General features: G+C 61.5%; 19 protein-coding genes. 10 read left to right on the forward strand and 9 right to left on the reverse strand.

The annotated features are described in order from the left end of the window. Nucleotides 1-1061 precede the first annotated feature (1061 nt). Both BC1002_RS30945 and BC1002_RS30950 read right to left on the reverse strand, forming a co-directional pair. Nucleotides 1062-2036 carry a ParB/RepB/Spo0J family partition protein gene (locus BC1002_RS30945; protein ID WP_013093914.1) on the reverse strand — a complete coding sequence of 325 codons (975 nt, stop codon included), beginning with the start codon at nt 2034-2036 and terminating at the stop codon, nt 1062-1064. After that, nucleotides 2033-3244, reverse strand: a complete 1212-nt coding sequence (locus BC1002_RS30950) for a ParA family protein (RefSeq protein ID WP_013093915.1) — start codon at nt 3242-3244, stop codon at nt 2033-2035. The genes BC1002_RS30945 and BC1002_RS30950 overlap by 4 nt, the downstream gene beginning before the upstream one ends. Before the next feature lie 45 nt (nt 3245-3289). Between BC1002_RS30950 and BC1002_RS38070 the strand changes: the two genes are divergently transcribed. Together BC1002_RS38070 and BC1002_RS30955 are read left to right on the forward strand one after the other, a co-directional pair. Next, nucleotides 3290-3475 (forward strand): hypothetical protein, encoded by a 186-nt coding sequence (locus BC1002_RS38070; protein ID WP_157874824.1) that lies wholly within the window; start codon nt 3290-3292, stop codon nt 3473-3475. 799 nt (nt 3476-4274) lie between these two features. Then, nucleotides 4275-5678 carry a replication initiation protein gene (locus BC1002_RS30955; protein WP_184141839.1) on the forward strand — a complete coding sequence of 468 codons (1404 nt, stop codon included), beginning with the start codon at nt 4275-4277 and terminating at the stop codon, nt 5676-5678. A gap of 125 nt (nt 5679-5803) precedes the next feature. On the opposite strand, the gene BC1002_RS30960 is transcribed toward BC1002_RS30955, so the two are convergent. Together BC1002_RS30960 and BC1002_RS30965 are read right to left on the reverse strand one after the other, a co-directional pair. Further along, the gene (locus BC1002_RS30960) at nt 5804-7300 is read right to left on the reverse strand and encodes a GntP family permease (RefSeq protein WP_013093917.1); all 1497 of its coding nucleotides are present in this window, start codon (nt 7298-7300) and stop codon (nt 5804-5806) included. Nucleotides 7301-7302: 2 nt separating this feature from the next. After that, nucleotides 7303-8346 (reverse strand): patatin-like phospholipase family protein, encoded by a 1044-nt coding sequence (locus BC1002_RS30965; protein ID WP_013093918.1) that lies wholly within the window; start codon nt 8344-8346, stop codon nt 7303-7305. A 555-nt stretch (nt 8347-8901) separates the two neighbouring features. Between BC1002_RS30965 and BC1002_RS30970 the strand changes: the two genes are divergently transcribed. The 7 genes from BC1002_RS30970 (at nt 8902) to BC1002_RS30995 (ending at nt 15260) form a co-directional block, all read left to right on the forward strand. Next, entirely contained in the window at nt 8902-9273 is a 372-nt protein-coding gene (locus BC1002_RS30970; protein ID WP_013093919.1) for a GFA family protein, read from the forward strand. Beyond that, entirely contained in the window at nt 9270-9392 is a 123-nt protein-coding gene (locus BC1002_RS39455) for a hypothetical protein (RefSeq protein WP_013093920.1), read from the forward strand. Before BC1002_RS30970 ends, BC1002_RS39455 begins: the two co-directional genes overlap by 4 nt. Before the next feature lie 7 nt (nt 9393-9399). Then, nucleotides 9400-10140: a response regulator gene (locus BC1002_RS30975; protein ID WP_013093921.1), complete on the forward strand. Its 741-nt coding sequence runs from the start codon at nt 9400-9402 to the stop codon at nt 10138-10140. Then, nucleotides 10137-11480 (forward strand): ATP-binding protein, encoded by a 1344-nt coding sequence (locus tag BC1002_RS30980; RefSeq protein WP_013093922.1) that lies wholly within the window; start codon nt 10137-10139, stop codon nt 11478-11480. Before BC1002_RS30975 ends, BC1002_RS30980 begins: the two co-directional genes overlap by 4 nt. Before the next feature lie 382 nt (nt 11481-11862). Then, a complete protein-coding gene (locus BC1002_RS30985) occupies nt 11863-13284 on the forward strand; it encodes a basic amino acid/polyamine antiporter (RefSeq protein ID WP_013093923.1) in 1422 nt (473 codons plus the stop codon). A gap of 119 nt (nt 13285-13403) precedes the next feature. Beyond that, the gene (locus BC1002_RS30990; RefSeq protein ID WP_375791823.1) at nt 13404-14594 is read left to right on the forward strand and encodes an arginine deiminase; all 1191 of its coding nucleotides are present in this window, start codon (nt 13404-13406) and stop codon (nt 14592-14594) included. Between the two features lie 267 nt (nt 14595-14861). Beyond that, entirely contained in the window at nt 14862-15260 is a 399-nt protein-coding gene (locus BC1002_RS30995; RefSeq protein ID WP_238538032.1) for an RcnB family protein, read from the forward strand. 100 nt (nt 15261-15360) lie between these two features. Here BC1002_RS30995 and BC1002_RS31000 read toward each other — a convergent pair whose 3' ends face one another. The 4 genes from BC1002_RS31000 to BC1002_RS31015 all read right to left on the reverse strand — a co-directional run bounded on the left by BC1002_RS31000 (nt 15361) and on the right by BC1002_RS31015 (nt 20497). Then, a complete protein-coding gene (locus BC1002_RS31000; RefSeq protein WP_013093926.1) occupies nt 15361-16617 on the reverse strand; it encodes an MFS transporter in 1257 nt (418 codons plus the stop codon). Beyond that, nucleotides 16614-17177, reverse strand: a complete 564-nt coding sequence (locus tag BC1002_RS31005) for a GAF domain-containing protein (protein WP_013093927.1) — start codon at nt 17175-17177, stop codon at nt 16614-16616. The genes BC1002_RS31000 and BC1002_RS31005 overlap by 4 nt, the downstream gene beginning before the upstream one ends. 38 nt (nt 17178-17215) lie before the next feature. Further along, the gene (locus BC1002_RS31010) at nt 17216-18643 is read right to left on the reverse strand and encodes an MFS transporter (RefSeq protein ID WP_013093928.1); all 1428 of its coding nucleotides are present in this window, start codon (nt 18641-18643) and stop codon (nt 17216-17218) included. Between the two features lie 69 nt (nt 18644-18712). Continuing rightward, nucleotides 18713-20497, reverse strand: a complete 1785-nt coding sequence (locus BC1002_RS31015; protein WP_013093929.1) for a gamma-glutamyltransferase family protein — start codon at nt 20495-20497, stop codon at nt 18713-18715. A gap of 222 nt (nt 20498-20719) precedes the next feature. Here BC1002_RS31015 and BC1002_RS31020 point away from each other — a divergent pair, with 222 nt between their 5' ends. Continuing rightward, nucleotides 20720-21397 (forward strand): FadR/GntR family transcriptional regulator, encoded by a 678-nt coding sequence (locus BC1002_RS31020; RefSeq protein WP_013093930.1) that lies wholly within the window; start codon nt 20720-20722, stop codon nt 21395-21397. 42 nt (nt 21398-21439) lie between these two features. Here the strand turns inward: BC1002_RS31020 and BC1002_RS31025 are convergent, their stop codons facing one another. Beyond that, the gene (locus BC1002_RS31025) at nt 21440-22765 is read right to left on the reverse strand and encodes a type II toxin-antitoxin system HipA family toxin (protein WP_013093931.1); all 1326 of its coding nucleotides are present in this window, start codon (nt 22763-22765) and stop codon (nt 21440-21442) included. Nucleotides 22766-22767 lie beyond the last annotated feature (2 nt).

Here is a 22767-nt window from a genome sequence, read left to right on the forward strand (position 1 = left end):
GGGCAGGCTTGCGACGATCGAAAGGAGAGGCGTACACCGCTTGCGGCAGCTCGTTCGGCATCGGCCGAGAAGGATCGCACTAGCAGGTTTGGCATCCCTTAACGCGACACTCGAGTATTGGCTGGCTCCCGACACAGCTTGAATTATTCGTTCTGTGCGCTGAGACAAACCAGATTCACAGCCGTCCTTCGCGCTTCCGTCCACCAGATCCGGATTTGTCGGTGATCGTACGGGACGGATTTCCCGGCAGAAGAGCGGCTGACTGGGGTCCATACGCGTTGGCCTGAGCACCGCGCGCGTCTGTGGCCTAGGTGCTCCCGAACATTGGATCGGCCGTGAGAGACGTTGGCGATTTTCACAAAGTGCTGCGACCGTCAGCGTCACCCTGAACTCGGGGCTTTATGGAAAACCGGTTCAGAGCATCCCGGGATGTTTCAACGCGGCTGCGTGCAAGCGCGTGGCAGGCATTTGGTGCGCAGTGCCTCGATATCTAGCGCACCAATTTTTCTCGTCGCAGGAGCGGGCCATCGAAGGGCCAAGCGATGGTACGAGGATGAGTCGCCCGTTTGTGATAAAGGGTTGAGAATCACCGTGGATGGCTGTCGGAGAGCATTCTCTTTCAAAGGGAGGGAACCTACCATTCCCGCCGTCAGGTGACCATCGAACACGTTGGGCTGCGCCCTGACGATATGACCCGTCAGCAAGTGGGCAGAAGCCAGCTTACAGACAGGTTCACAAATTCCAAGCCAGTGGGGGGCTCGACTATGTCGGGCAAAGGCCCCGAAGCACCGGCAAGCTTTCTTTGCGAATGCACTTACTACGCGAAAGTCCCCGCGACCGGATAAGGCGCAAGGAATGCTCGTACTCACCGTCACGGTGCTTTTATATTGGAGTCGGCTTTTGCCGACAAGAGTGTCTAGAGTCTAGACACGCGGACGAACGCTGAGGTGCCTCCTGGAGAGTGTCTAGACTCTAGACACTCTCTCAGCCCCCCCATTTGAGCTGGCCGAAAAAAAGCCCGCGCTTGGCGGGCCTTTCCACACTACAAACCAAAGGTCAAATCAGCTCGTTTTCGGCTGCGATTGGAACATTTGGCCGATCAGCTGACGTATCTGAACTTCTTGCGCCTCGGTAATCACGCCGGTCTTGATCTTGATCGTGAAGTTGCTGACATCCTTCGTGATGCTTCCAGCGTGCTCTCGTCCCGCGAAAAACTTTTCGATGCTGCGTCCGCCAGTACCGGCCGACGTCGTCTGTCGGGTCGCCAAGGCGGTGATTGCTGCCGCGACCTTCCCTTGATCCATTTCGCCTCTCACCAACAGCGGCCAAATTTCGCGAGCTGCTTTAACCCCATCCTCGCCGTGCTTCTTGATCGCCGCGCCAATTGCTTGCGCCGCAGTCCCGCCCAATAGTCGCGGCTGAATATCGAGATCTTTCTTAATGAAGTCCGGCAGATTATCGAACGAAAGGAATTGATACAGACCCGCCCGCGACAATCCCATCGCCTCTGCCAGCCGCTTGCGATTCGGAAACTCCGCTTCTGACCGACGGATCGCAACGCCGATTTCATAGTCGGCAAGGTCGTCACGGCTGATGTTTTCGACCATCGCCAGCACGGCCATATCCGAGTCAGAGCAATCCGCGACCACTGCTTTGATCGTGTCCATCCCCAACATCTTGTGCGCACGCCAGCGCCGTTCGCCGGCGACGATCTGATAGTCGTCCGCGACACGACGGACCACGATCGGCTGCATCAACCCAACTTCCCGGATCGACTCCGCAAGCTCGGCCAACTTTGCTTCGTTGAACACACGGCGTGGCTGCCACGGGTTCGGCAAGATGCCCGCGACCGACAATTGCGATGCGACGCCGGTCGATTCCAATTCCTGCACGCGAAGCTGCGCAACGGCCAGCGCACCGGCGAGGCCGGGCGCCGTTTGCGTGCGGTTGCTGCGCTTCACCTCGTCCTCGTTGATCGACGAAGTTTTGCGAATGCCGGACGTCTTGGCCAGCAACTGTTCTCGCATATTGCTCATTGCGCGTTCCTCCACTTTTCCGAATAGATCTCGTCGATCCAGCGACAGTAATCGACGAGAGGCTGCCGCACGCGTTGCAGCGACTTTGCCGCGCTGTGATTGCTGCTAATGTCGAAGACGGTCGAGAACGCCAACGCCCCGGTGCTCATCACCGAGCTCGCCGGCACCTCAATCGAATGCAGCCAGTTTTCGTACGCGCTTTGCGCCCATGCGCGCACGATGGGCGCCGAAGAGTTCCGCCCATAATCGACCCGCGATAACACCAGCGACACAAAGTCGTATTTCTTTTCTTTCTCGAATTTGATGAAGCTTTTGGACACGTCCGAGAAGAGCCGCCAGAACGACAGCGAGCTGATGAAATCCAGGTTCTCCGGCACCATCGGCATCACCATGGCATCCGCTGCCATCAGCGCGTTCAGGTTGAGGTATGAAAGCGACGGCGACGTATCCATGAGAATGTAGTCGTACTTCTTGCGCAGCGGCTCGAGCCCTTGACGAAGCACGGTCCAGAAACGAAAACCCGGACGAATCTTTTGCATCGCCGGCAGATGGAACTCCGCCCCGATCAATTCCGTGTGCGCAGGAATCACATCGATTCCATCCCAGTACGTCGACTGGATCCGCCCCTCGAGGCCGCCTTCAATGTCCTGATCGTAGACGTACGGCAATACCGTATCTTCAGGCGTCACGTCCTTTTCCGCGTACAGTCCGCACAGTTCCGAAAGCGACGCCTGCGGATCGAGATCGACCACCAACACCTTGCGGCCCCGCAACGACAGCCCTTGGGCGAGGCACATCGTCGTCGTCGTCTTTGCGGAGCCACCTTTGAGCTGCGCAGTGATAATGATCTTCCCGTCTGGTTCCTTCAGGCGCGTGACCAGTGGTGTTTGGTAGATGTCGGAAATCTTCTGCACCCAGATTCGTGCTTCCTCCAGCGTGAAGGTCCGGGTACGGCCCGTGCCGGCGGCGGTGCCCGAAGGCAGTTCTCCGTCGCCTTTTGTCGCGAGATACTGCACCTGGGAGTGAGAGACGTTGCACATCTCCGCAATCTCGCCGGTCTTGAAAACGGGAGCCGTTTTTCGAGGACGCGGAGCCAGAATCGTGTCACGCAGCTCATTAGTGAAAATGGTGACCTTTTCTGCGAACTCACTGATCTGCTCAAAGTGAACGGTTCGGTCTACGGCAGGAAGTTGGCTCGTTCTGACCATTCTGAGGTTTATCCATAAAATTCCGGAAACCTCAGAATACAGGAAATGCTTGAAAATAGCTTTTTAAATTACTGTTTTTATGTGGTTTTTCTGAAAGTTTTTCTATTTTTACACCGTTTTCGCTGGCGCGCCTGGAAACACCGCACACTCGAAGGCACAAATGACCTCACCTTCATTCGCAACACGGTGGGCGGAGCCGGCACAGTTGCCCAAAACTTAAGCACGGGGTGAGGTTATTTGTGCACTTTCTCATTTCAGCGAAGCCCAATGCGGCGAGCTCCAGCACAACGGACCTCACCATTATCAAGTTTCCGCCACCTTCCGGCGAGCGTTACCCCCTCTTGGAGCGTAACTGCACAATCAACCTCACCTACCACCGCTGATTTCCGCCCGCGACGGACGGTCAGTCCGAGCGACACAAATCACCAACGCCCGCAGATCATCCAGAAAGCACAACCAACCTCACCTTCGCCATGCACGCGTCCCGATCACGGATCAGGTATCGCACAATCAACCTCACCATGCTGCATTGCGCAATCCTCGCGTCCATTTACTTTATGAGAGTCCAGTTGGTAGGTTTTTTTTTAAATCGAGAACAAACCAACAAACACACACAACCAAACGATATTCAATTTATTCAAACACTTAAGTCCCGAAAGGTGAGGTGTGTTGTGTCCAAGGTGAGGTTCGCTGTGCCCAGAGGTGCGGTTGGTTGTGCAGCAAGGTGAGACCAATTCCCCACCAAGGTGCGGTTCCATGTGTTTGACTATGCGTCGAATCTCAGAGGTGAGGTGCGTTGTGCATCTGCAGGAAATGAAGGCCGGATGGGCCGTCCCATGAGGCTTCGCCGCGCGGAAGCCCGTCTAGCAAGGTGAGGTTGCTTGTGTAGATGGTGAGGTTCTGTGTGTCGAATCGCGGAATGGACCACGAAATGGCCACCTCCGAGGCCGTGCTGATGGTGAGGTTCTGTGTGTTGACAGCTCACCACTGCATGCTTACAGTCCCGGGAGCTAAAAAGTGGATGAAGAACATGGCTACGGACAATCCGGAAGAGGGCAAGTCGAAAGCGACATCACGCCAGATGGCGCTCGCGCTGTTCGAAGACATGTTCGATCAGGGATTGCGCATCAACGAGGCCAATCGCGAGATCGGTTATCAGCGCAACGATTTCTTCACCGAAATCGTCAACATGGGACTGCCGGCGCGGCGTTTTCTCGATGCCGCGTACTTCATCGTCGCGCAGGAACCCGAGCAACGCGATCAGTACGACGTCGAACTCAACTACTTCAAGTGGCTGATGCGTTACGACAGCCGCAACCTGAAGCATTTGCGCACGATCGCCGACGAAGCTCAGAACGCGAAAGTCCGCGTGACGAATACGCCCGCGGACCGCGATCCCAATGAAGACGACCTGTGGGTGCAGGTTCAGCTGATCGGCATGGTCGGCTTTCATCGCGGACGTATGCGTTTCGACGTCCATCCACGGCTCGTGCCGCATATCCGCGATCCGCAGAAATCGCACTGGCTAAGCTTGCGCATCTCCACCGCGTTCACGCGCAGTCTCGCGCGCGCGATCTACGACAAGGTTTTGCCCAACGTGCCCGCGGGACGTACCGACTGGATCCAGCTCGAGGAAATGCGCAACTGGCCCGGCAAGATGGGCGCGAACGCCGCCATCTTCAAATACTTCAAGCGCGATTGGCTCGAGCCGGCGGTGCGCGAGATCAACGAAGTGTCGGACGTCGAGATGTCCTACGAGACGCGCACTGCATCCACGACGTCGAAGAAAATCGACCGCATCCGCTTCCTGCTCAAGCGCAAGGACACAGCCGACGCGGTACTCGCGAGCCTCGCCGACGCGAGCCATCTGTACAAGATTCTCACCGACGAATTCGGGCTGTCGACCAAGCAATTCAGCGAGATTTCGGAGAACCGCGAACTCTGGACCGACGAACGCATTCAGCAGGCCGTCGAGTACACGCGCTTCAGAATCAAGCGCGGCCAGGTCAAGAAGAGTCCAGCGGGCTATCTGATGCGCGCGCTACGCGACAACTGGAAGATCTCCGACGCCGAGCGCACGATGGTCGACGTGCAAGCCAAACTGCTCGCCGACGAAGCACAGGAACAGGCGGTCAAGACCGAAACGAGAAAGACCGTGGCGAACAGTATCGCGACGCGCGAAGAAGAAGTGCGCGCGCGCATGAACGAGGATTCGCGCAAGGGCCGCGACCATTTCAGCGCCTCCGATGCGAAGACGCGCAAGGAGCTGATGCATGCGTGGACAACATCGCGCGAAGGCAAGCTGATGCTGCGCCGGATGAAGCTCGAACCGTCGACGGTCACCGAAGATGCGATCCTCGCGAATACGGAGCTGGTGTGGTATCTGGGGCAGTTCGTGTTCGGCCGGATGAATGCGGCGCGCGCGGCCGCGTGAAGTGAGCCGGCAGTCGGCTGGACAGCAGTCCAAACTCGGCCGAGCAGCAACGAGAAAGGGGTCTTGCACTGACGAACAGCAACGTCGACGCAAGACCCCTTGATGCTTCAGAACGCAGAAAACCTTTAGAACGTACCGAGCAGCGAGCCCAGCACGATCACGACCACCAGCGCGAGCAACGCGCCGAGAATCGCGACCATCACGATGTCGCGATAGCTCTCGCGATGGTTCGAGCCGCACACGGCGAGCAGCGTGACGACCGCGCCGTTATGCGGCAGGCTGTCTAGTGTCCCGGAGGACATCACGGCGACCCGATGCAACAGCGCCGGGTCGATGCCATGTTGTGCGGCCAGTTGCAGATAGGTGCCGCCGAGCGCGTCGAGCGCGATCGTCAGACCGCCTGAAGCCGAGCCGGTCAACCCCGCGAGCAGGTTCGTGGCGACCGCCAGCGATACGAGCGGACCACCGCCGACGCCGAGCACCCATTCGCGAACGAGTGCGAACGCGGGCAGCGCGGCAATCACCGCGCCATAGCCGACCAGACTGCCCACGTTGAGCACCGGTAGGACCGATGCATTCGCGCCCGCGTCGATCGTCTCGCGCAGCGCCGGCAGGCGCCGCCGATTGAGCAGCACGAGCACCACGATCGCGACGACGAGCGCCACGCACACGCCCCACACACCGGCGACAGCCGAAAGCGACGTCTCGCCCCAACGGACCTCGGCCAGATAGTCCGCGTCGATGCGTGGCAGCACGATCACGTTCATCACAAAGTTCGTCAGCACGACGAGCACGAGCGGCGCGAGCGCGACGCCGAACGACGGCAGATCCTCGCTGACGTGCCCGCGCTTCGCTTCCTCCGGATCGAAACTCTGGGAGACGCTCGCGCGTTCGCGCACGAGGTTGTCGCTCGCCGGCGCCGTGGTGGATTTCACCGCCGCGTTGAGTCCGTCGAATCCCTCGTTGGCCGCCTTCGCGCGCGATTGCTGCAACGACAACCACCACAGCCCGAACGCCACCATCACGATACTCGCGACGATGCCGAGCCCTGGCGCCGCAAACGGCGTCGTACCAAAGAAGGGCATTGGGATCGCGTTCTGGATGGCCGGTGTGCCGGGCAGCGCGGACATCGTGAACGTCTGCGTGCCGAGCGCGATCGCGGCCGGCATCAGACGCCGCGGGATATTGGCGGCCTGGAACAGGGCCGAGGCCATCGGCGCGAGCACGAAGAACGCGACGAAGAGGCTGACGCCGCCATAGGTGACGAGTGCGCCACCGATCACGACGGCGAGAATCGCCCGATGCGCGCCAAGCTTCTCCGTCATGTATCTGGCGATCGCCTTCACGGAGCCGCTGTCTTCCATCAGCTTGCCGAACAGCGCGCCGAGCAGGAACAACGGAAAGAACTGCGCGAGAAAGCGCGCGGCGCTGAGCATGAAGGTCTGGGTCCAGTGCGCGAGAATCGGTTCGCCCGAAATCGCGGCGGCCAGCATCGCGGCGAACGGCGCGAGCAACAGCACGGTCCAGCCGCGGTATGCGAGGGCAATCAGCAGCGCGAGACTCGCGAGCATCCCAAAGAGTCCGAGACCAATCGCGAGCGGGGACAGCGTGATGACTTCCATGGTCAGACTCCGTCGAGCAACGCGTCGAGATCCAGCGACGAGCGCACCCCGATCGAATCGGCGTGCCCGGAGAGGAACGCGTCCGCGGCGCGCCGGCCTTCGTCGCGCAGCATCGTCAGAAAGCTCCACTCGGCGTTCAGCTTCGACGAGTAGCCGAGTTCGGTCATCAGCTCGCTCGAGATCCGATGGATGCGCATCTCCGCCCAATGGCGGCCTTCGTCGCTGCCGGCGTCCGCCGCGCGGCGCAGCAGCGCGATCATGCGCAGCTCTTTCAGCAGCGGCGCGTTGAAGGCGACTTCGTTCAGGCGGCTGATGATGTCGCGCGCGGTGCGCGGTGTTTGATCCCGCACGACGGGATTGACCTGGACCAGCAGCGTATCGCTCGACGTGCATTCGCGCACCAGCGGCGTGATGGTCGGATTCCCGGCGTAGCCGCCGTCCCAGTAGTCTTCACCGTCGATCTGCACGGCCTGGAACAGAGTGGGCAGGCAGCCGGAGGCCAGTAGCACGTCAGGCGTCAGATCGCCGTTGCGAAACACACGCGCCTGGCCCGTGCGCACGCGGGTGGCGGTGATGAACAGCTTGATCGGCGCGTCGCGCAGATGCGCGAAATCGATCGAGTCCTGCAGAATCTTCGCCAGCGGGTGTACGCCGCGCGGGTTCAGGTCGTATGGAGAAAACACGCGCGCCGCGAGGTCCATCGCGATGAAGAGTGGCGAGTAGTCGAGCGTCCAGCGGCCCATCAACACGTCGAACGGGCTGCGGCGAAACGGGCTGTACACCGATGCTTCGAATACTCGTCGCCAGAACGCTTCGAGCGCGGCGCGCGCGCCGGCCGCGCCGCCCACCTGATAGCCGCTCACCAGCACCGCGGCGTTCATCGCGCCAGCCGACGTACCCGATATCCCTTCGATCTGCAGCCACGACTCTTCGAGCAAACGGTCGAGGACGCCCCATGTAAAAGCACCGTGTGAACCGCCACCCTGCAATGCGAGATCGATAAGGGCGGGTTCGCGGCGAGCGGGTTGGTTTTTTCTTGCAGCCAAGACGACTCCCGTGATGAGGAGTGCTCCAGTTCGAGCTGACGCCGCATGCACGGCGGACGAATGAACAGCTGGCCAATGCTTTGAATTACCGAATGATGTGAGGCGTGTTTCAGAAGTGAAGCATCGCACTGCACCATCGGTATTGGAAGTGGCTAGTGATTAAAAGTCAAGCGCATTCAAGGCTCCGCGCGATTGTGCTCGGCAATGCCTGCCAGTCAAGCGGGACATGGAATACCGGTTGGTCATGCCGAGGTCAAAAACAGCGTGTAAGGAGGCAGGCTGGCGCGCCGTGCTGCTCACCTAATCATGGATAAGCGGAGTATCTTTGCACGGGGAGCATGACGATGCGGCAGCAATGTAGCAACCCGCGTTATCCGTTTTGCGCGTGCCGCTTAAATGCCAATTCGCGCGCTTAATCTTCGCTGTTTCGCCTCGCGATAATTGCCACGGCTTATTGCAATGTAATGTATCGTCTCGGCGGCCGGATACATTACGACATAATTCGACTGATGAACCAGGCTATAAAGCAGGCATCGTCAAATCACGGAGATCACCATGAGCGCCGAATTGCTGCAAGGGTCGTGTCACTGCGGGGCCGTCAAGTTCGAAGTTCGCACCGAAATCGCTCCGGCCGGGCGCTGCAACTGCAGCCTGTGCCGCCGCAAGGGCGCGCTGATGACTCCGCTCTTTCCCGCCAGTCAACTGACGATTCTGAGCGGCGAGGATTCGCTCACGCTGTACCAGTTCAACACGAAGGTCGCGAAACACTACTTCTGCAAGCATTGCGGCATCTATCCTTTTCATCAGACGCGCAAGGATCCGCAGCAATGGCGCGTCAATATTGGCTGCCTGGACGGGGTCGATCCTTATGCGCTCGAAGCCAGCGTGGCCGACGGCGCGAGTCTTTCCGTGCTGGAGGACGCATGAAACGCCTGTTTGCCATCGCCGTGTTCATCGCGGGTGGTTTCGCGGCCGAACTCGCGCATCCGTTGCAGTGTTCATTGATCCAATCGAGAGGCGTGCAACTCAAACGCCGCGGCAGATAATCCGTCAATGGAAACCTCCGACCACGTACTGATCGTCGATGACGATCGCGGTATCCGCGAACTGCTCGCGGGATACCTCGAGAAAAACGGCGTGCGCGTCTCGCTCGCGGCCAATGGCCGCCAGATGCGCGCGACGCTCGAGAACGGCGCGCCCGACCTGATCGTGCTCGACCTGATGCTGCCCGGCGAAGACGGCCTCGTGCTTTGCCGTGAGTTGCGCGCGGGCAAGTTCCGCGCGGTGCCGATCCTGATGCTGACGGCCCGCAGCGAGGAAGCGGACCGGATCGTCGGCCTCGAAATGGGCGCCGACGATTACCTGACCAAACCGTTCGCCGCGCGCGAGCTGCTCGCGCGAATCCGCTCGGTGCTGCGCCGCGCGCGCATGCTGCCGCCCGGTATGGAGGTGACGGAGTCGGCGCCGATGCTGTGCTTCGGCGACTGGCGACTCGACACGACCGCACGCCATCTGCTCGACGCGGACGGCACCGAAGTGGCGCTGAGCGGCGCGGAGTATCGTCTGTTGCGCGTGTTTCTCGATCACCCGCAGCGCGTGCTCACGCGCGACCAGCTGCTGAACCTGACCCAAGGACGCCAGGCCGATCCGTTCGACCGCTCGATCGATCTGATGGTGAGCCGCCTGCGGCAACGCCTGCGCGACGGCGCACGCGAGCCGCGCTACATCAAGACGCTGCGCAGCGAGGGCTATGTGTTTTCGGCGGTCGTGACTGCGATCGGAGATCCGCAATGAACGCTTCTGCCTCACCGTCGTTGCTGCGCTGGCCGCATTGGCCGCGCACGCTGTTCGCGCGGCTCGCGGTGATTCTGTTCATTGGACTCGCGCTCGCGCAAGCGCTGTCGTTCTGGCTCACGATGACCGAGCGCGACCAGACGATGACCGGCATCATGATGGGCTACATCGAGCGCGAAGTGGCGAGCTCGGTCGCGCTGCTCGATCATCTGCCGCCCGACGAGCGCGCCCAGTGGCTGCCGCGGCTCGCGCGGCGCAGCTATGAGTTCGTGCTCGGCCCGGGGGTGTCCGGCACTCCGGTCGACGCGAGCCTGTCGGCGCGCGTCGCGCAATCGATCGGCGACGGCATCGGCACGCGTTACCCGCTGACCGTCAACGCGGTGCCCGGCGATCATGAGCGTCTGCAGGTGCACCTGAAACTGAGCGACGGCACGCCGCTCACCATCGACCTGCGGCCGATGCCCGGCGCGCCGTTGTCGCGCTGGCTGCCGCTCGTGCTGACGCTGCAGCTGCTCGTGCTCGCCGCTTGCTGCTGGCTGGCGGTGCGGCTCGCGACGCGCCCGCTCAATCAACTCGCAGTCGCGGCCGACACGCTTGGCCCCGACCTGAAGGCCGAGCGCCTGCCTGAAGCCGGTCCGTCCGAAGTGGCGCGCGCCGCGCGCGCGTTCAACGCGATGCAGGATCGGATCGCCACGTACATGACCGAGCGCATGCAGATTCTCGCGGCGATTTCGCACGACTTGCAAACCCCGATCACGCGCATGCGCCTGCGCGTCGACACGCTGGACGACGACAGTGAGGCCGCGAAGCTGCGCCAGGATCTGCAGGAAATGGAGGCGCTGGTCAAGGAAGGGGTCACGTACGCGCGCACGATGCATGGCACGACCGAGGTGCCGCGACGCATCGATCCCGACGCGCTGTTCGATAGCCTCGTCTGCGATTACGTCGACGCCGGTCAGCAAGTGTCGCTGCAAGGCCAGTTCGGCCAGTCGCTGACGATGCGTCCGCAGGCGTTGAAGCGCATCGTCGGCAATCTGGTCGATAACGCACTGAGGTACGCCGGCGCCGCGCAGATCGATATCGGCGCGTTGCACGATGGCGAGGCTACCGTGTCGGTGCTCGATCGCGGTCCCGGCATTCCCGCCGAGTCGCTGGAGACGGTGTTCGAGCCGTTCGTGCGACTCGAAGGGTCGCGCAATCGTCAAACGGGCGGCACGGGGCTGGGGCTCGCGATCGCGCGGCAACTCGCGCTCGCGATGGACGCGACGCTCACGCTGCACAACCGCGTTGGCGGCGGTCTCGAAGCGCGGCTGACGTTGAGGAAGTTGCGCGAGTCATAGTTGGACCCCAAGCCCGCCACTGCGAAATCGTCATCAGGCTTGGACCATCGATGACTTTCGCGCGTCATTTCGAGCTGTCGCTCAGCTGCATATCAGTAGTTCTGAGCGACCATATTTTCAGCTCGCTTCAGCGATTCCCCATCATTTTGAGAAAACCGCGTTGATGATGCGATACGTCGCATCATTGTTAAATCATCGACAGTGAATGCGACTTATCGATGCTCGCGGCGATAAATTGACAAACGTCAACGGACAGACCATTCTTTTCGTGTGGTGGTTGCAGAGTAACGCGGCTGATCAACAGCAAGATTGGCCGAGAGACACGTTTCGTTCGAATCTGATTACAGATCCTTGTTAAAAAGGTAACTAAAAAGGAATCGGAATGGCGTCCACTCCACAGAAGCTGTCAAAAATGCAACTCACCGGAATGGTCGTGGGCGGCATGGTCGGAGCCGGAATATTTTCCCTACCGCGTACCTTTGCCGATGCCACGGGTCCGTTGGGCGCCCTGATTGCGTGGCTGATTGCGGGCACGGGCATGTTTATGCTGGCGCGCGTATTTCAGACGCTGGCCGAACGAAAGCCCGAACTGGACGCCGGCGTGTTTGCGTATGCGAAAGCGGGCTTTGGCGACTACCCGGGCTTTCTCTCCGCATTTGGCTACTGGATCAGCAGTTGTATCGGCAATGTTTCTTACTGGGTGCTGATCAAGTCGACACTCGGCGCATTCTTTCCCGTATTTGGCGACGGTAATACGGTCGTCGCGATCGTCGTTGCATCGATCGGCATCTGGCTATTTCATTACATGATCCTGAAGGGCGTGCAGCAGGCGGCCTTCATCAACGGTATCGTCACGGTCGCCAAGATCATCCCGATTCTGGTGTTCATCCTGATCCTGTTGTTCGGCTTTCGAATGGACCTGTTCCAGGCCAACCTTTACGGCGGCGGTCTCGAAGGCAATATCTTCGAGCAGGTCCGGGCCACCATGCTGGTCACGGTGTTCGTGTTCATCGGTATCGAAGGGGCGAGCGTTTATTCCCGTTATGCAAAGAAGCGCTCGGACGTCGGGCATTCGACGATACTCGGATTCGTCGTCGTAACGTCACTGATGGTGCTCGTGACGATGCTGCCTTATGCGGTGCTCGAGCGCGTGGACATTGCGGCGATGCGGCAGCCGTCGATGTCTGCGGTGCTCGAAGCGGTGGTCGGTCACTGGGGTGCCGTTTTCGTCAGCATAGGTCTGCTGATTTCGGTGCTTGGCGCTTATCTGGCCTGGTCGTTGATCTGCGCCGAAGTGTTGTTCTCGGCGGCGAGGACCGAAGACATGCCTGCGATCTTCGGCAAGGAAAACGTCAACAAGACGCCGGCTAATGCATTGTGGTTGACCAACATCGTGGTGCAGCTGCTCGTCATCAGCACGTACTTCTCGCGCGATGCATTCGCGTTGATGTTGAATCTGACGAGCGCGATGTCGTTGATTCCGTACCTGCTCGTCGCGGTGTTCGGATGCATGAACGCGAATCGCGGCGACGGTTACGACCTGCGCGCCGACGAGCGCCGGCGCGACCTGATCATGGCCGCAATCGCCGTGATCTATACCGCATTCATGATCTTTGCGGGCGGCCTGAAATTCATTCTGCTTGCCGCAGTGCTGTACGCGCCCGGCACAGCGCTTTACTTTTGGGCACGACGAGAGCAGAGCAAGAACGTTTTCATCACTTCCGACTGGTTCATCTTTACCGTCATCGTCATTGGCGCGATCATCGGCGTCTACGCCCTCGTAACCGGAAGGATCACAATCTAACGACATCAGATTGAACAGAGCGGGTCACCACTGATATTCAGGAGGTCATCATGGCGAACACGGACGCGAAAGCGGGTGGTTTGGGTGTCTACTCGGAAGTCGGGCAGCTGCGCAAAGTGATGGTCTGCGCACCGGGGCTCGCGCATCAGCGTCTTACCCCGAGCAATTGCGATGAACTGCTGTTCGACGACGTGCTGTGGGTCGAGAACGCGAAGCGCGACCACTTCGACTTCGTCACGAAGATGCGCGACCGTGGCGTCGAAGTGGTGGAGATGCACAATCTGCTCGCCGAAACGGTCGCGGTGCAAGAGGGCAAGAAGTGGATTCTCGACAACCAGGTGGTGCCGAATCAGGTTGGCCTCGGCTTTATCGATGAATTGAGAAGCTATCTGGAAGGGCTCGACAATCGCAAGCTGGCCGAAACGCTGATTGGCGGCTTATCGACGCACGACTTCCCGGAAGCGCACGGCGGCAAGGCGCTGGAGGTCGCGAAGGAAGCGGCGGGCGGCACCGAATATCTGCTGCCGCCGTTGCCGAACACACTGTACACGCGCGACACGACCTGCTGGATCTATGGCGGCGTCACGCTGAATGCGCTGTACTGGCCGGCCCGCCACGAAGAGACGATCCTGACCACGGCGATCTACAGGTTCCACCCCGACTTCGCGGGCAAGGTCAATGTCTGGTGGGGCGACCCGACCCAGGATCACGGTCTTGCCACGCTGGAAGGCGGCGACGTGATGCCGATCGGCAAGGGCGTCGTGCTGATCGGCATGAGCGAGCGCACCTCGCGGCAGGCCATCAGTCAACTGGCGGCAACGCTGTTCCAGAAAGGCGCGGCCGAGCGCGTGATCGTCGCGGCGATGCCGAAGATTCGCGCGGCGATGCACCTCGATACCGTGTTCACGTTCGCCGATCGAGATTGCGTGCTGGTGGCCCCGGACTTCATGGCAAAGACGCGCACCTATTCTTATCGGCCGAGCAGCCATCCGAGCGGCGTCGAATTGCACGCGGAAAACAAGCCGTTCACCGATGTCGTCGCCGAGGCGCTCGGCCTCAAGCAGCTACGCGTGGTCGAAGCGGGCGGTAGCGACTATCAGCGCGAGCGCACGCAGTGGGATAGCGGTGCGAACCTCGTGTGCGCGTCGCCGGGCGTTGTCTATGCATACGACCGCAACACGTACACGAACACGCTGTTGCGTAAGCAGGGCATCGAGGTGATTACGATCGTCGGTGCGGAGCTGGGCCGTGGACGTGGCGGCGGTCACTGCATGACCTGCCCGATTATCCGCGATGCGGTCGACTATTGATCAGCCAGGCGGATCAATTTGACGGGTGATTGGTGACGTGCCGTCCCGCTCGCTGAAGTGGCGAGCGGGCGACAGCGCCACGCTCGCCTTTGCTGCCGCCAAGCGGTCCGGCTTGAAGTCGAACTTCCTTTTACTATACTTTTTAACGACTTAGAGTCAGGCCTGAAATATCGAATTTGACATCTCGCGATTTGCAAAGATTACATTCGATAGACCAGCGATCGCTGCAATGAAGTTCGAGTTAATGAATCTGCGAGTAGCTGGACGATGACTTTTCACGTTCATCACGTGAATGCCCGGAGCTTTCTTCCACCGCACGGAGGTTCGAACATGAATAATCGCTTTGTTGCGCAACTCGTCGCCTTGTCGTTTGCCGGTGTGTCGGCGTTCGCGATCGCGGCTGGACCGCCGCCGCAGGACGAGGGCGGCCAGATGGCCGGTACGGGCCGACAGCAGGTGATGCCGTCGATTCCGCATCGTGACTGGCATAAAGGCCAACGTGTGCCGGCTGAATACCGTAATTACAATTTCATGATGGACGACTGGCGCGGACACGGACTCAATGCGCCGCCGCGCGGGCATAAATGGCTAGGCGTCAATGGCGATTATGTGCTCGTATCGACGAACAATTGGACTATTTCCAACATCGTCGCCGGTAACGAGTAATGCTTCATCGTGGTGCCCAGGTTATCCGGTGACTGAGCTTTAGCGCCGGACCCTGGGCAATTCTTTGACAAGAGACGATCCCGACGTGGACGCTATAGATTTAATGCTGCGTATCGTATAGCCGATCAGGAACGAACAATGCAGTCACGCCGCTCAAAAAGAACACCGCGCCGACCACGAGAAAGCCGAGTCCGATCGAGAATTGCGTCGCGATAAAACCAATGACGATCGGCGCCGCCCCCGAACAGAAGCGCCCGAGATTATACGAACCGCCCACTGCGGTGCCGCGCACCGACGTCGCGAAGCTTTCCGACATGAACGTGCCGATCGTGCCGAGCGGCACGCCATACAGAAAGCCGAAGAAAAGCATCAGCGTGGAAATGTTGTCGCGCGTGTGCCAGAAAATGATCACAGGCAGAAACAGCGCCGCACCGATGCAGCCGAGCACGTACACGCCGCGCCGGCTCCAGCGATCACCGAGCCAGCCTGCAAAGATCTTACCGATGAAGGCGACCACGTACGTGCCGATCATATAGCCGGTCAGCGAGCTGAACTTGATGTGCAGTTCTTTTTCGAGGTACGTCGGCAGCCAGTTGTTAAGGCCGTAAAAGCCTGACAGCACGAAGATCGATGCGAAGGTCCACAGGATGAACATCGTGCGTGCCTGGCGGTCACCGAAAATCTGCGCGTAGCGATTGTCGACGAGTCGCGTCTTGCTCGCGCGGTCGGCGGCGCGGCTCGCGAGCCATGCCGCCGGTTCGGGAACCGCGAACTTGATCGCGAATGCGAGCAGCACCGGCACGGCCGACACGTAGTACAGCGTGCGCCAGCCGTACTGCGGCAGAATCCAGTTGCTGAGTGCGATGACGACGATATAGCCGGCCGAAATGCCGGTTTGCAGCATGCCGAGTACCAGCGAGCGCCGCTCGGTCGGCACGTATTCGGCCACCAGTGTAGTGACCAGCACCATGCAGCCAATGCCGAGCGAACTGATAAAGCGCACCGCCGCGAATTCGACGAAGCTGTGCGTGAACCCGAGCATTCCCGCGCCGAGCGAGAACAGCGCGAGCGCCCACGCGACGACGCGCACGCGGCCCAGACGATCGCTCGCCCAACCGCCGGCAATGCCGCCGATCGCCATGCCGAGCAAGGTCAGACTACCGAGCGCGCCGGCTTCGACGTTGGTCAGCCCGAAGTCGTCCTTGATGCGCGACAGCGTCAGGCCGTACATCATTACGTCGGCGCCATCGGCGATCAGCGCGAGGTAGCCGAGCACGAAGACCAGCACCCAGCGGCCTTGCGAGACCGCCGGTCGGGTCGCGGCTTGATAGTGTTGCAGATCGGATGGTGTTTTCATGGACGGGCGGCGCAAGCGGGGGATTGCGTACTCTGCCTGAGCAGAGCGGGGGCAAGGAAGGCGCCGATCAGCAGGCCGATACTTTCATGACGGCTGGTGTACCAGCCTTCCTCGTGCGTCAGGTTCATCGTACCGATGCACACGCCGTCATAGGCGATCGGAATGTTCAGGATCGAACCGAGACCCATCCCTGTCATCACCGCATGATCGTCGAAGGCCTCGCGAATGCCTTGCGACGTGGCAGCGCGAAACGGCTTCAGATCCTTGAGTATCTGTCGCGCCCACGGGGTGCCTTGCTTCTTTTTGCGGCCGCCCAGTGGGTAGACGTCCGGCATGTTCGTGTAGACCCGTTCGACCTCGTGACGCCGCGCATCGTAGGACATGATCGTGATCAGGCTCAGGCCTATCGCCTTTGCCGCCACCGCGTGAACCGCGCGGAACAGCTCGAGCGGTTGGTCTTTCAAGCGCATCGCCAGCGCGAGACGTTCGAGGTCCGCGATTTCCAGCATCTGCGCATCGTGCGGTGCGGGGTCGGTCAGGTTGTCTTGCATCGTTTGCATCGCGTTCGGATCGGGAAGTGTGAAGAGTCGCAGTGCGTTCAGCCGTGCATGCCGCTGGAGTTCAGTTGGCCTCGCGTGTCGCGTGCCGGTTCGAGTTCGCTCGCTTCGATATCTTCGAGCGAGCGGTTGCGCGTTTCGATGCCGAGGAAGAACACCACGCATGCGCCGATCACCAGAACCGTCGTGGTCATCGCGAACACACCGAGGAAGCCGAACAGCGGATAAACGAGGCCGACGAGGATCGGCGCGCTGACCGAGCCGATGCGGCCGAACGATGACGACGAGCCCGTGCCCGTCGTGCGCACCGCGGTCGGAAACACTTCCGGCGTGTAAGCGTAGACGCCGGCGAATGCGCCGTTCATGAAGAACGACAGCGCGATGCCTGCGGTCATGATCTGTATGCCGGTGTGAGAAAAAGCGAGCGTGATCGCCGCGATGCCGCCGAGCAGCATGTAGGAAGCGACCACCGCCTTACGGCCGATCTTCTCGTTGAGCCACGCGGCCGAGAAGTAGCCGGGAATCTGCGCGCCATAGATCGCGATCGAATAGCCGAAGCTCTTCGTCATCGTCAGTCCTTCCTTGACGAGCAGACTCGGGATCCACGAGAAGAACGAGTAGTACGCGAACGCGACCGAGAACCACATCAGCCAGCTGACCGCGGTCGTCCGTGCGAGTCGCTTCGACCACAGCGCGACCACGTTGCGCCATGCGTTGGCGCGTCCCGGCGCTGAGGCCGGAGTGGGCATCGCGTGAAGTGCGTTGCTAGCGGTCGCGGGAGCAAGCGCAATGCCGCGCTCGACGAACGCCGCTTCGATGCGACCGACGATGCCGTTCGCCTCGTCCGCACGACCCTGGCTTTCGAGCCAGCGCGGCGATTCGGGTAGCGTCCGGCGCCACCACAGCAGCATCACGACGGGCAGCGACGTGATTACCGCCAGATAGCGCCAGCCGTCGGCGAAATTGCGCACTACCGCGAAGCCGAGAATCGACGAGGTCAGATAGCCGAACGACATGAAGCCGACCAGCGCGCCGCAGAACATGCCGCGATAACGGCGCGGCACGAACTCGGCGAGGAACGGTGCGATCACGACGGTCTCCGCGCCCGAACCGAAGCCCGCGACGACGCGCAATGCGAAGAACGTGTGCCAGTCTTGCGCGGTTGCGCTCGCGAGCGACGCGACGCAATAGATGGCGAGCGCGCTCATCATGATGCGGCGCCGGCCGATCACGTCGGCGAGCACACCCGACAGGAATGCGCCGAAAAAGTAGCCGATATAAGTGCTGCTCGCGACCAGCCCGGTCTGCGCGCTCGTCAATTGCCACAGCTTGCTGACGACCGGCAGCAGGAACGCGAGCGACGACGAATCGAGTCCGTCGAACATGTACCCGAGCCCGCCGATCAGCAGCAGTCTGCGGTGAAAGCTCGATATGGGAAGTCTTTCAAGACGGGCGGCGACGGCGGACACGGCAACTTCTCCTGGAGGAAATGGCGCGGCGAGGCCGCGCATTCTGCGCTGATGGCTGCTTCGGGCCGCTTATCGGCCGATCGCGTAAGCCTGCATCTGACGCGGCGTGGCCGCGCCTCGCATCAAACCGTTGCGGATCGCGACCGCGCAGACCCGGCCGAGCGCCCACGGCTCCGCGACGATGAGATCGTGGCCGCGGGCGCGCAGTTCGGCGAGCGTGCTGTCCGGAAAGCGCGACTCCGCGGACATCTTGCCGAGCTGCATCGCGCGCGGATAGAACGAGCCGGGGAAGTGCGCGGTCTGGAACGACGGCGCATCGGCGGCGGCCTGGAAGTTCATGCCGCCATGCACGTGCTTGAGAAACAGCTGCAGCGACCACTGATCCTGCTGGTCGCCGCCCGGCGTGCCGAAAGCGGCGTACGGCTTGCCGTCGCGCGTGACGAGCGTCGGCGACAGCGTGGTGCGCGGGCGGCGGCCCGGGCCGAGTGACGAAGGCAGGCCTTCTTCCATCCAGAACATCTGCGCGCGCGTGGTCACGTTGAAGCCGAGACCCGGCACCGCTGGCGACGCCTGCAGCCAGCCGCCCGACGGCGTAGCCGACACCATGTTGCCCCAGCGGTCGACCACGTCTAGATGCACGGTATCGCCGCGCAATTCGGGCAGCGGCGCGAAGGTCGGTTCACCCTGGCCGAAGCCGCCGGCCTGCTCGCGCCCGGCATTCGCGACGATGCGCGCGGCGCGTTGCTCGCTGTCGCCGAGCACCCCGGGGCGGAATTCGAACGACGCGCGGCGCGGATCGATGAGGCGGCGCCGCTCGTCGTTGTATGCGTCGCTGAGCAGCATGTCCATCGGCACATGGGAAAATGCCGGGTCGCCGTAGAACACTTCGCGATCGGCGAACGCGAGCTTCGAGCACTCGATCACCGTGTGTACGAAATCGGGCCCAAGGGGGTCCATCGCGCCGAGGTCGAAGCCCTTCAGCAGCGCGAGCTGTTGCAGAAACATCGGGCCCTGGCCCCATGGGCCGGTTTTGTGCACGCGCATGCCCGCGTAGTCGTACGACACCGGGTCTTCGTAGGTCGGCTCCCAGCGCGCGAGATCGCCAGCATCGAGCAGGCCGCTGTTGCGCAGGCCCGAGGTGTCGAGCACGGCGGTCGAACGGAAGTACTGGTCGATCGCGTCGGCGACGAAGCCGCGATAGAAGGCATCGCGCGCGCGTTCGCACTGCTCGGCGCGATCGCTGCGCGTGTTCGCCTCGCGCAGGATGCGCTTGTAGGTCTCGGCGATCGCGGGATTCGCGAACAACTGGTTCGGCATCGGCGCCTCGCCGTTGCGCAGCCATTGCTCGGCCGAGGTCGTCCATTCGGTGCGGAAGAAGTCCTGAATCGCGAGAATCGACGATGCCATGCGCGGCAGCACCGGATAGCCGTTTTCCGCGTAACCGATCGCATAGCTCAGCACGTCTTCCAGCGGCAGTTGGCCATAGTCGCGCAGCAGCGCCATCCATGCGCCGAACGCGCCCGGCACGACTGCGGGCAGCAGGCCCGTGCCCGGTACCACGTCGAGCCCCATCTTGCGCATCCGTTCGATCGTCATGCGCGCGGGCGTCACGCCCTGTCCGCACAGCACGCGCACGCGTTCTTCGCGCGCGCTGTAGAACACCACCGGCAGCTCGCCACCCGGACCGTTCAGATGCGGCTCGACGATCTGCAGCACGAAGCCGGCGGCAGCGGCGGCGTCGAACGCATTGCCGCCTTTTTCGAGGACCGCCATCGCCGATGCGCTCGCGAGCCAGTGCGTCGAGGCCACCATGCCGAACGTGCCGATCAGTTCTGGACGGGTTGTAAACGACATGCGTGGCTCCTTTGCGACGACGGGTCCGAATCGACGAACCAATACGTAATGGTTCGACCGTGGAAAATGAAAGCGTAAGTCTAACGAAGCCGGGTTGCACCCGGTGTTAACCATCAAACATGCGATGCAGTATAGCGAATCAAAAATCGCCGGATGCTCTCGTGTCAAGTCGGCGCTATTCTGGTATCGTTGAAACCAATACAACTTGGTTCAGTGGGCGACATGGAAAAACCGATACTGGATGCGCTGCTCGAATACATCGCCGACCATCAGTTGAAGGACGGTGACGTGCTGCCGCCCGAACGAAAGCTCGCCGAAGAACTGGACGTGAGCCGCCGCGAGTTGCGCGCGGCGCTGGCTTCACTCGAGGCGTCGGGGCGGGTGTGGCGCGGCGTCGGCCGCGGCACCTATTTGGGCGCGCGGCCGCTGAAGTTTGCGCCGACGCTGCGCGGCTTGCGCGTGGGCACCAGTCCCGCGGATATCGCCGAAATGCGGCTGCTGTTCGAGCCGGCGCTGGCCGCGCTGGCCGCTACGAAAGCGAGTGGCGACGACCTGCAGGAGCTGGAGAAGTGCGCACGCAAAAATGCCGCTGCGAAAAACGACGAAGAGTGGCAGCAATGGGATCATCGCTTTCATTTGCTGATCGGACATGCCACGCGTAATCCCGCGTTGATCGCTTTGATGGAGGTGATCAACGGTATGCGGGTGAAGCCTGAGGTTCGCGAGAAAACGTCCGCGCAGGAGACGCGGCTGTTTTTCGCACAACAGCATCAGGCGGTCGTCAATGCGCTGAAAGCGCGCGATGCGGACGCGGCCGCGCAATGCATGCGCGAGCATCTGCTGAGCGTGCAGTGGCGTGCGTCGGCGAAGACCGATGCAGCGGCGGCGCGGCGCGCGTGAGGTTGCCGTGGTGCCGCGCCTCAATCAGGTAGCGGCGGAGCTTTACAGGGCAAGCTTCCGGTTCAACCGGCGCATGCCGTCGAAGACCGCATCGGCCACGTCCAGCGGAAAGTCGGCGGGCAGTTGCGACGACACGGCGTCGATCACCGTCTCCGTTTGCGCGGTCAATTGATCGATCAGCGTATCGACATCGGAGGAGGAGAAACCCACGCGCTGTCCTTCTGCCACCCAATGCCGGCGCTGGATCTGGTTGAGCAGGTAGTGGACGTTCTTGCCGCGAACCGCCATCGCCAGCTTCACTTTTTGCGCCGCGAGGCGTCCCGCACCGCTGCCGATGATCGGATGCGCGGACAGCACGTCGTAAAGGGGTGTGGATTCGTAGCGATTGCCGGGCAGATGCGCAATGCTGAAGTTCTTCGCGTGGCCATCGGTCGCGGCGAGCAGCCAGAAAACCAGCTGCGTCGCGAAGAAGTTGCGGCGGTCGGTCGTTGCACGGGCGGACCCCGCGAGTATCTCCATGATCGCCTCGATGCCCGGGCCGCCGTCGGACTCGTACTTGTGCAGCGCCGACGTGCCAGTGGCCTGGCACATGTCCTCTTGCGGCAGACGCACGATCCACGTGGCGTCGCTCGACAAACGGCGATCGAAGCGCTCGACGATCAATACCTTCTGCTCGTCGAATCGCGCGATTTCGCAACGCGCGACGGGGAGCCCATAGGCCGCGACGATCTGCGAGCACAGCCATTCGTTTTCCACCGACGTGCGCATATCGGCGCGCATGTTGCCGACGAGACCGAGCGGCAGCTTGAAGATGTGCGTGGTCGGCGTGCTGCCTTCGGGCAGCAGCCAGCGGTTGCGATGACGGAGCAGCGCGGTTTTTTCCTGCGCGCCCGCGATCGACAGACGCAGGTCCTCTAGCGCATCGTGCTGCCCGAGCGGCGCCGCCGACGTCGTGCCGCGCAGCAGCGCGGCGATGTTGCTGTCGCTGAGTTCGCGGCCGTGGATGCTCGTCAGATCGCTCGGCTCTTCGTCCGGCGGCAGCAGTTGCAAGGCGCCGACGCAGTCGCGCCCGAGCGTGGTGAGCAACGCAAACGGCGCGGTGCTGCCGGTCCGGTAGCGCGCGGCGATGCGGCGTCGGATCGGTTCGCTGTCGGGCAACAGGTTGTCGAAATAGTCGGCGACGATCTGGCCGCGATACGGCTGATTGCCCGGTGTGAACGGCAGCGACAGCGATAGCGGGCGTCCTTGCGGATCATCGATCCATTCGTCGGCATAGGTCAGACGTTCGCCGCCGCGGGTCGTTTCCCAGGCGCCGACCCGCAGGCCGTTCATCCAAAGGTTCAGGCGGTTCGATGTGCTGCGCGCCATGC

Origin of the sequence: Paraburkholderia atlantica, assembly GCF_000092885.1 — a bacterium.
In the GTDB taxonomy this organism is placed as follows: domain Bacteria; phylum Pseudomonadota; class Gammaproteobacteria; order Burkholderiales; family Burkholderiaceae; genus Paraburkholderia; species Paraburkholderia atlantica.

Bases quoted from the DNA above. Each gene is read 5' to 3' on its own strand.
- BC1002_RS31020 (WP_013093930.1), top strand. From the start codon at position 20,720: ATGGAAAAACCGATACTGGATGCGCTGCTCGAATACATCGCCGACCAT.
- BC1002_RS31000 (WP_013093926.1), bottom strand. From the start codon at position 16,617: ATGAAAACACCATCCGATCTGCAACACTATCAAGCCGCGACCCGACCG.
- BC1002_RS30950 (WP_013093915.1), bottom strand. From the start codon at position 3,244: ATGGTCAGAACGAGCCAACTTCCTGCCGTAGACCGAACCGTTCACTTT.
- BC1002_RS30990 (WP_375791823.1), top strand. From the start codon at position 13,404: ATGGTCTGCGCACCGGGGCTCGCGCATCAGCGTCTTACCCCGAGCAAT.
- BC1002_RS31005 (WP_013093927.1), bottom strand. From the start codon at position 17,177: ATGCAAACGATGCAAGACAACCTGACCGACCCCGCACCGCACGATGCG.
- BC1002_RS30985 (WP_013093923.1), top strand. From the start codon at position 11,863: ATGGCGTCCACTCCACAGAAGCTGTCAAAAATGCAACTCACCGGAATG.
- BC1002_RS30980 (WP_013093922.1), top strand. From the start codon at position 10,137: ATGAACGCTTCTGCCTCACCGTCGTTGCTGCGCTGGCCGCATTGGCCG.
- BC1002_RS39455 (WP_013093920.1), top strand. From the start codon at position 9,270: ATGAAACGCCTGTTTGCCATCGCCGTGTTCATCGCGGGTGGTTTCGCG.
- BC1002_RS30970 (WP_013093919.1), top strand. From the start codon at position 8,902: ATGAGCGCCGAATTGCTGCAAGGGTCGTGTCACTGCGGGGCCGTCAAG.
- BC1002_RS38070 (WP_157874824.1), top strand. From the start codon at position 3,290: ATGCTTGAAAATAGCTTTTTAAATTACTGTTTTTATGTGGTTTTTCTG.
- BC1002_RS30955 (WP_184141839.1), top strand. From the start codon at position 4,275: ATGGCTACGGACAATCCGGAAGAGGGCAAGTCGAAAGCGACATCACGC.
- BC1002_RS30960 (WP_013093917.1), bottom strand. From the start codon at position 7,300: ATGGAAGTCATCACGCTGTCCCCGCTCGCGATTGGTCTCGGACTCTTT.
- BC1002_RS30945 (WP_013093914.1), bottom strand. From the start codon at position 2,036: ATGAGCAATATGCGAGAACAGTTGCTGGCCAAGACGTCCGGCATTCGC.
- BC1002_RS31025 (WP_013093931.1), bottom strand. From the start codon at position 22,765: ATGGCGCGCAGCACATCGAACCGCCTGAACCTTTGGATGAACGGCCTG.
- BC1002_RS30995 (WP_238538032.1), top strand. From the start codon at position 14,862: ATGACTTTTCACGTTCATCACGTGAATGCCCGGAGCTTTCTTCCACCG.
- BC1002_RS30975 (WP_013093921.1), top strand. From the start codon at position 9,400: ATGGAAACCTCCGACCACGTACTGATCGTCGATGACGATCGCGGTATC.
- BC1002_RS31015 (WP_013093929.1), bottom strand. From the start codon at position 20,497: ATGTCGTTTACAACCCGTCCAGAACTGATCGGCACGTTCGGCATGGTG.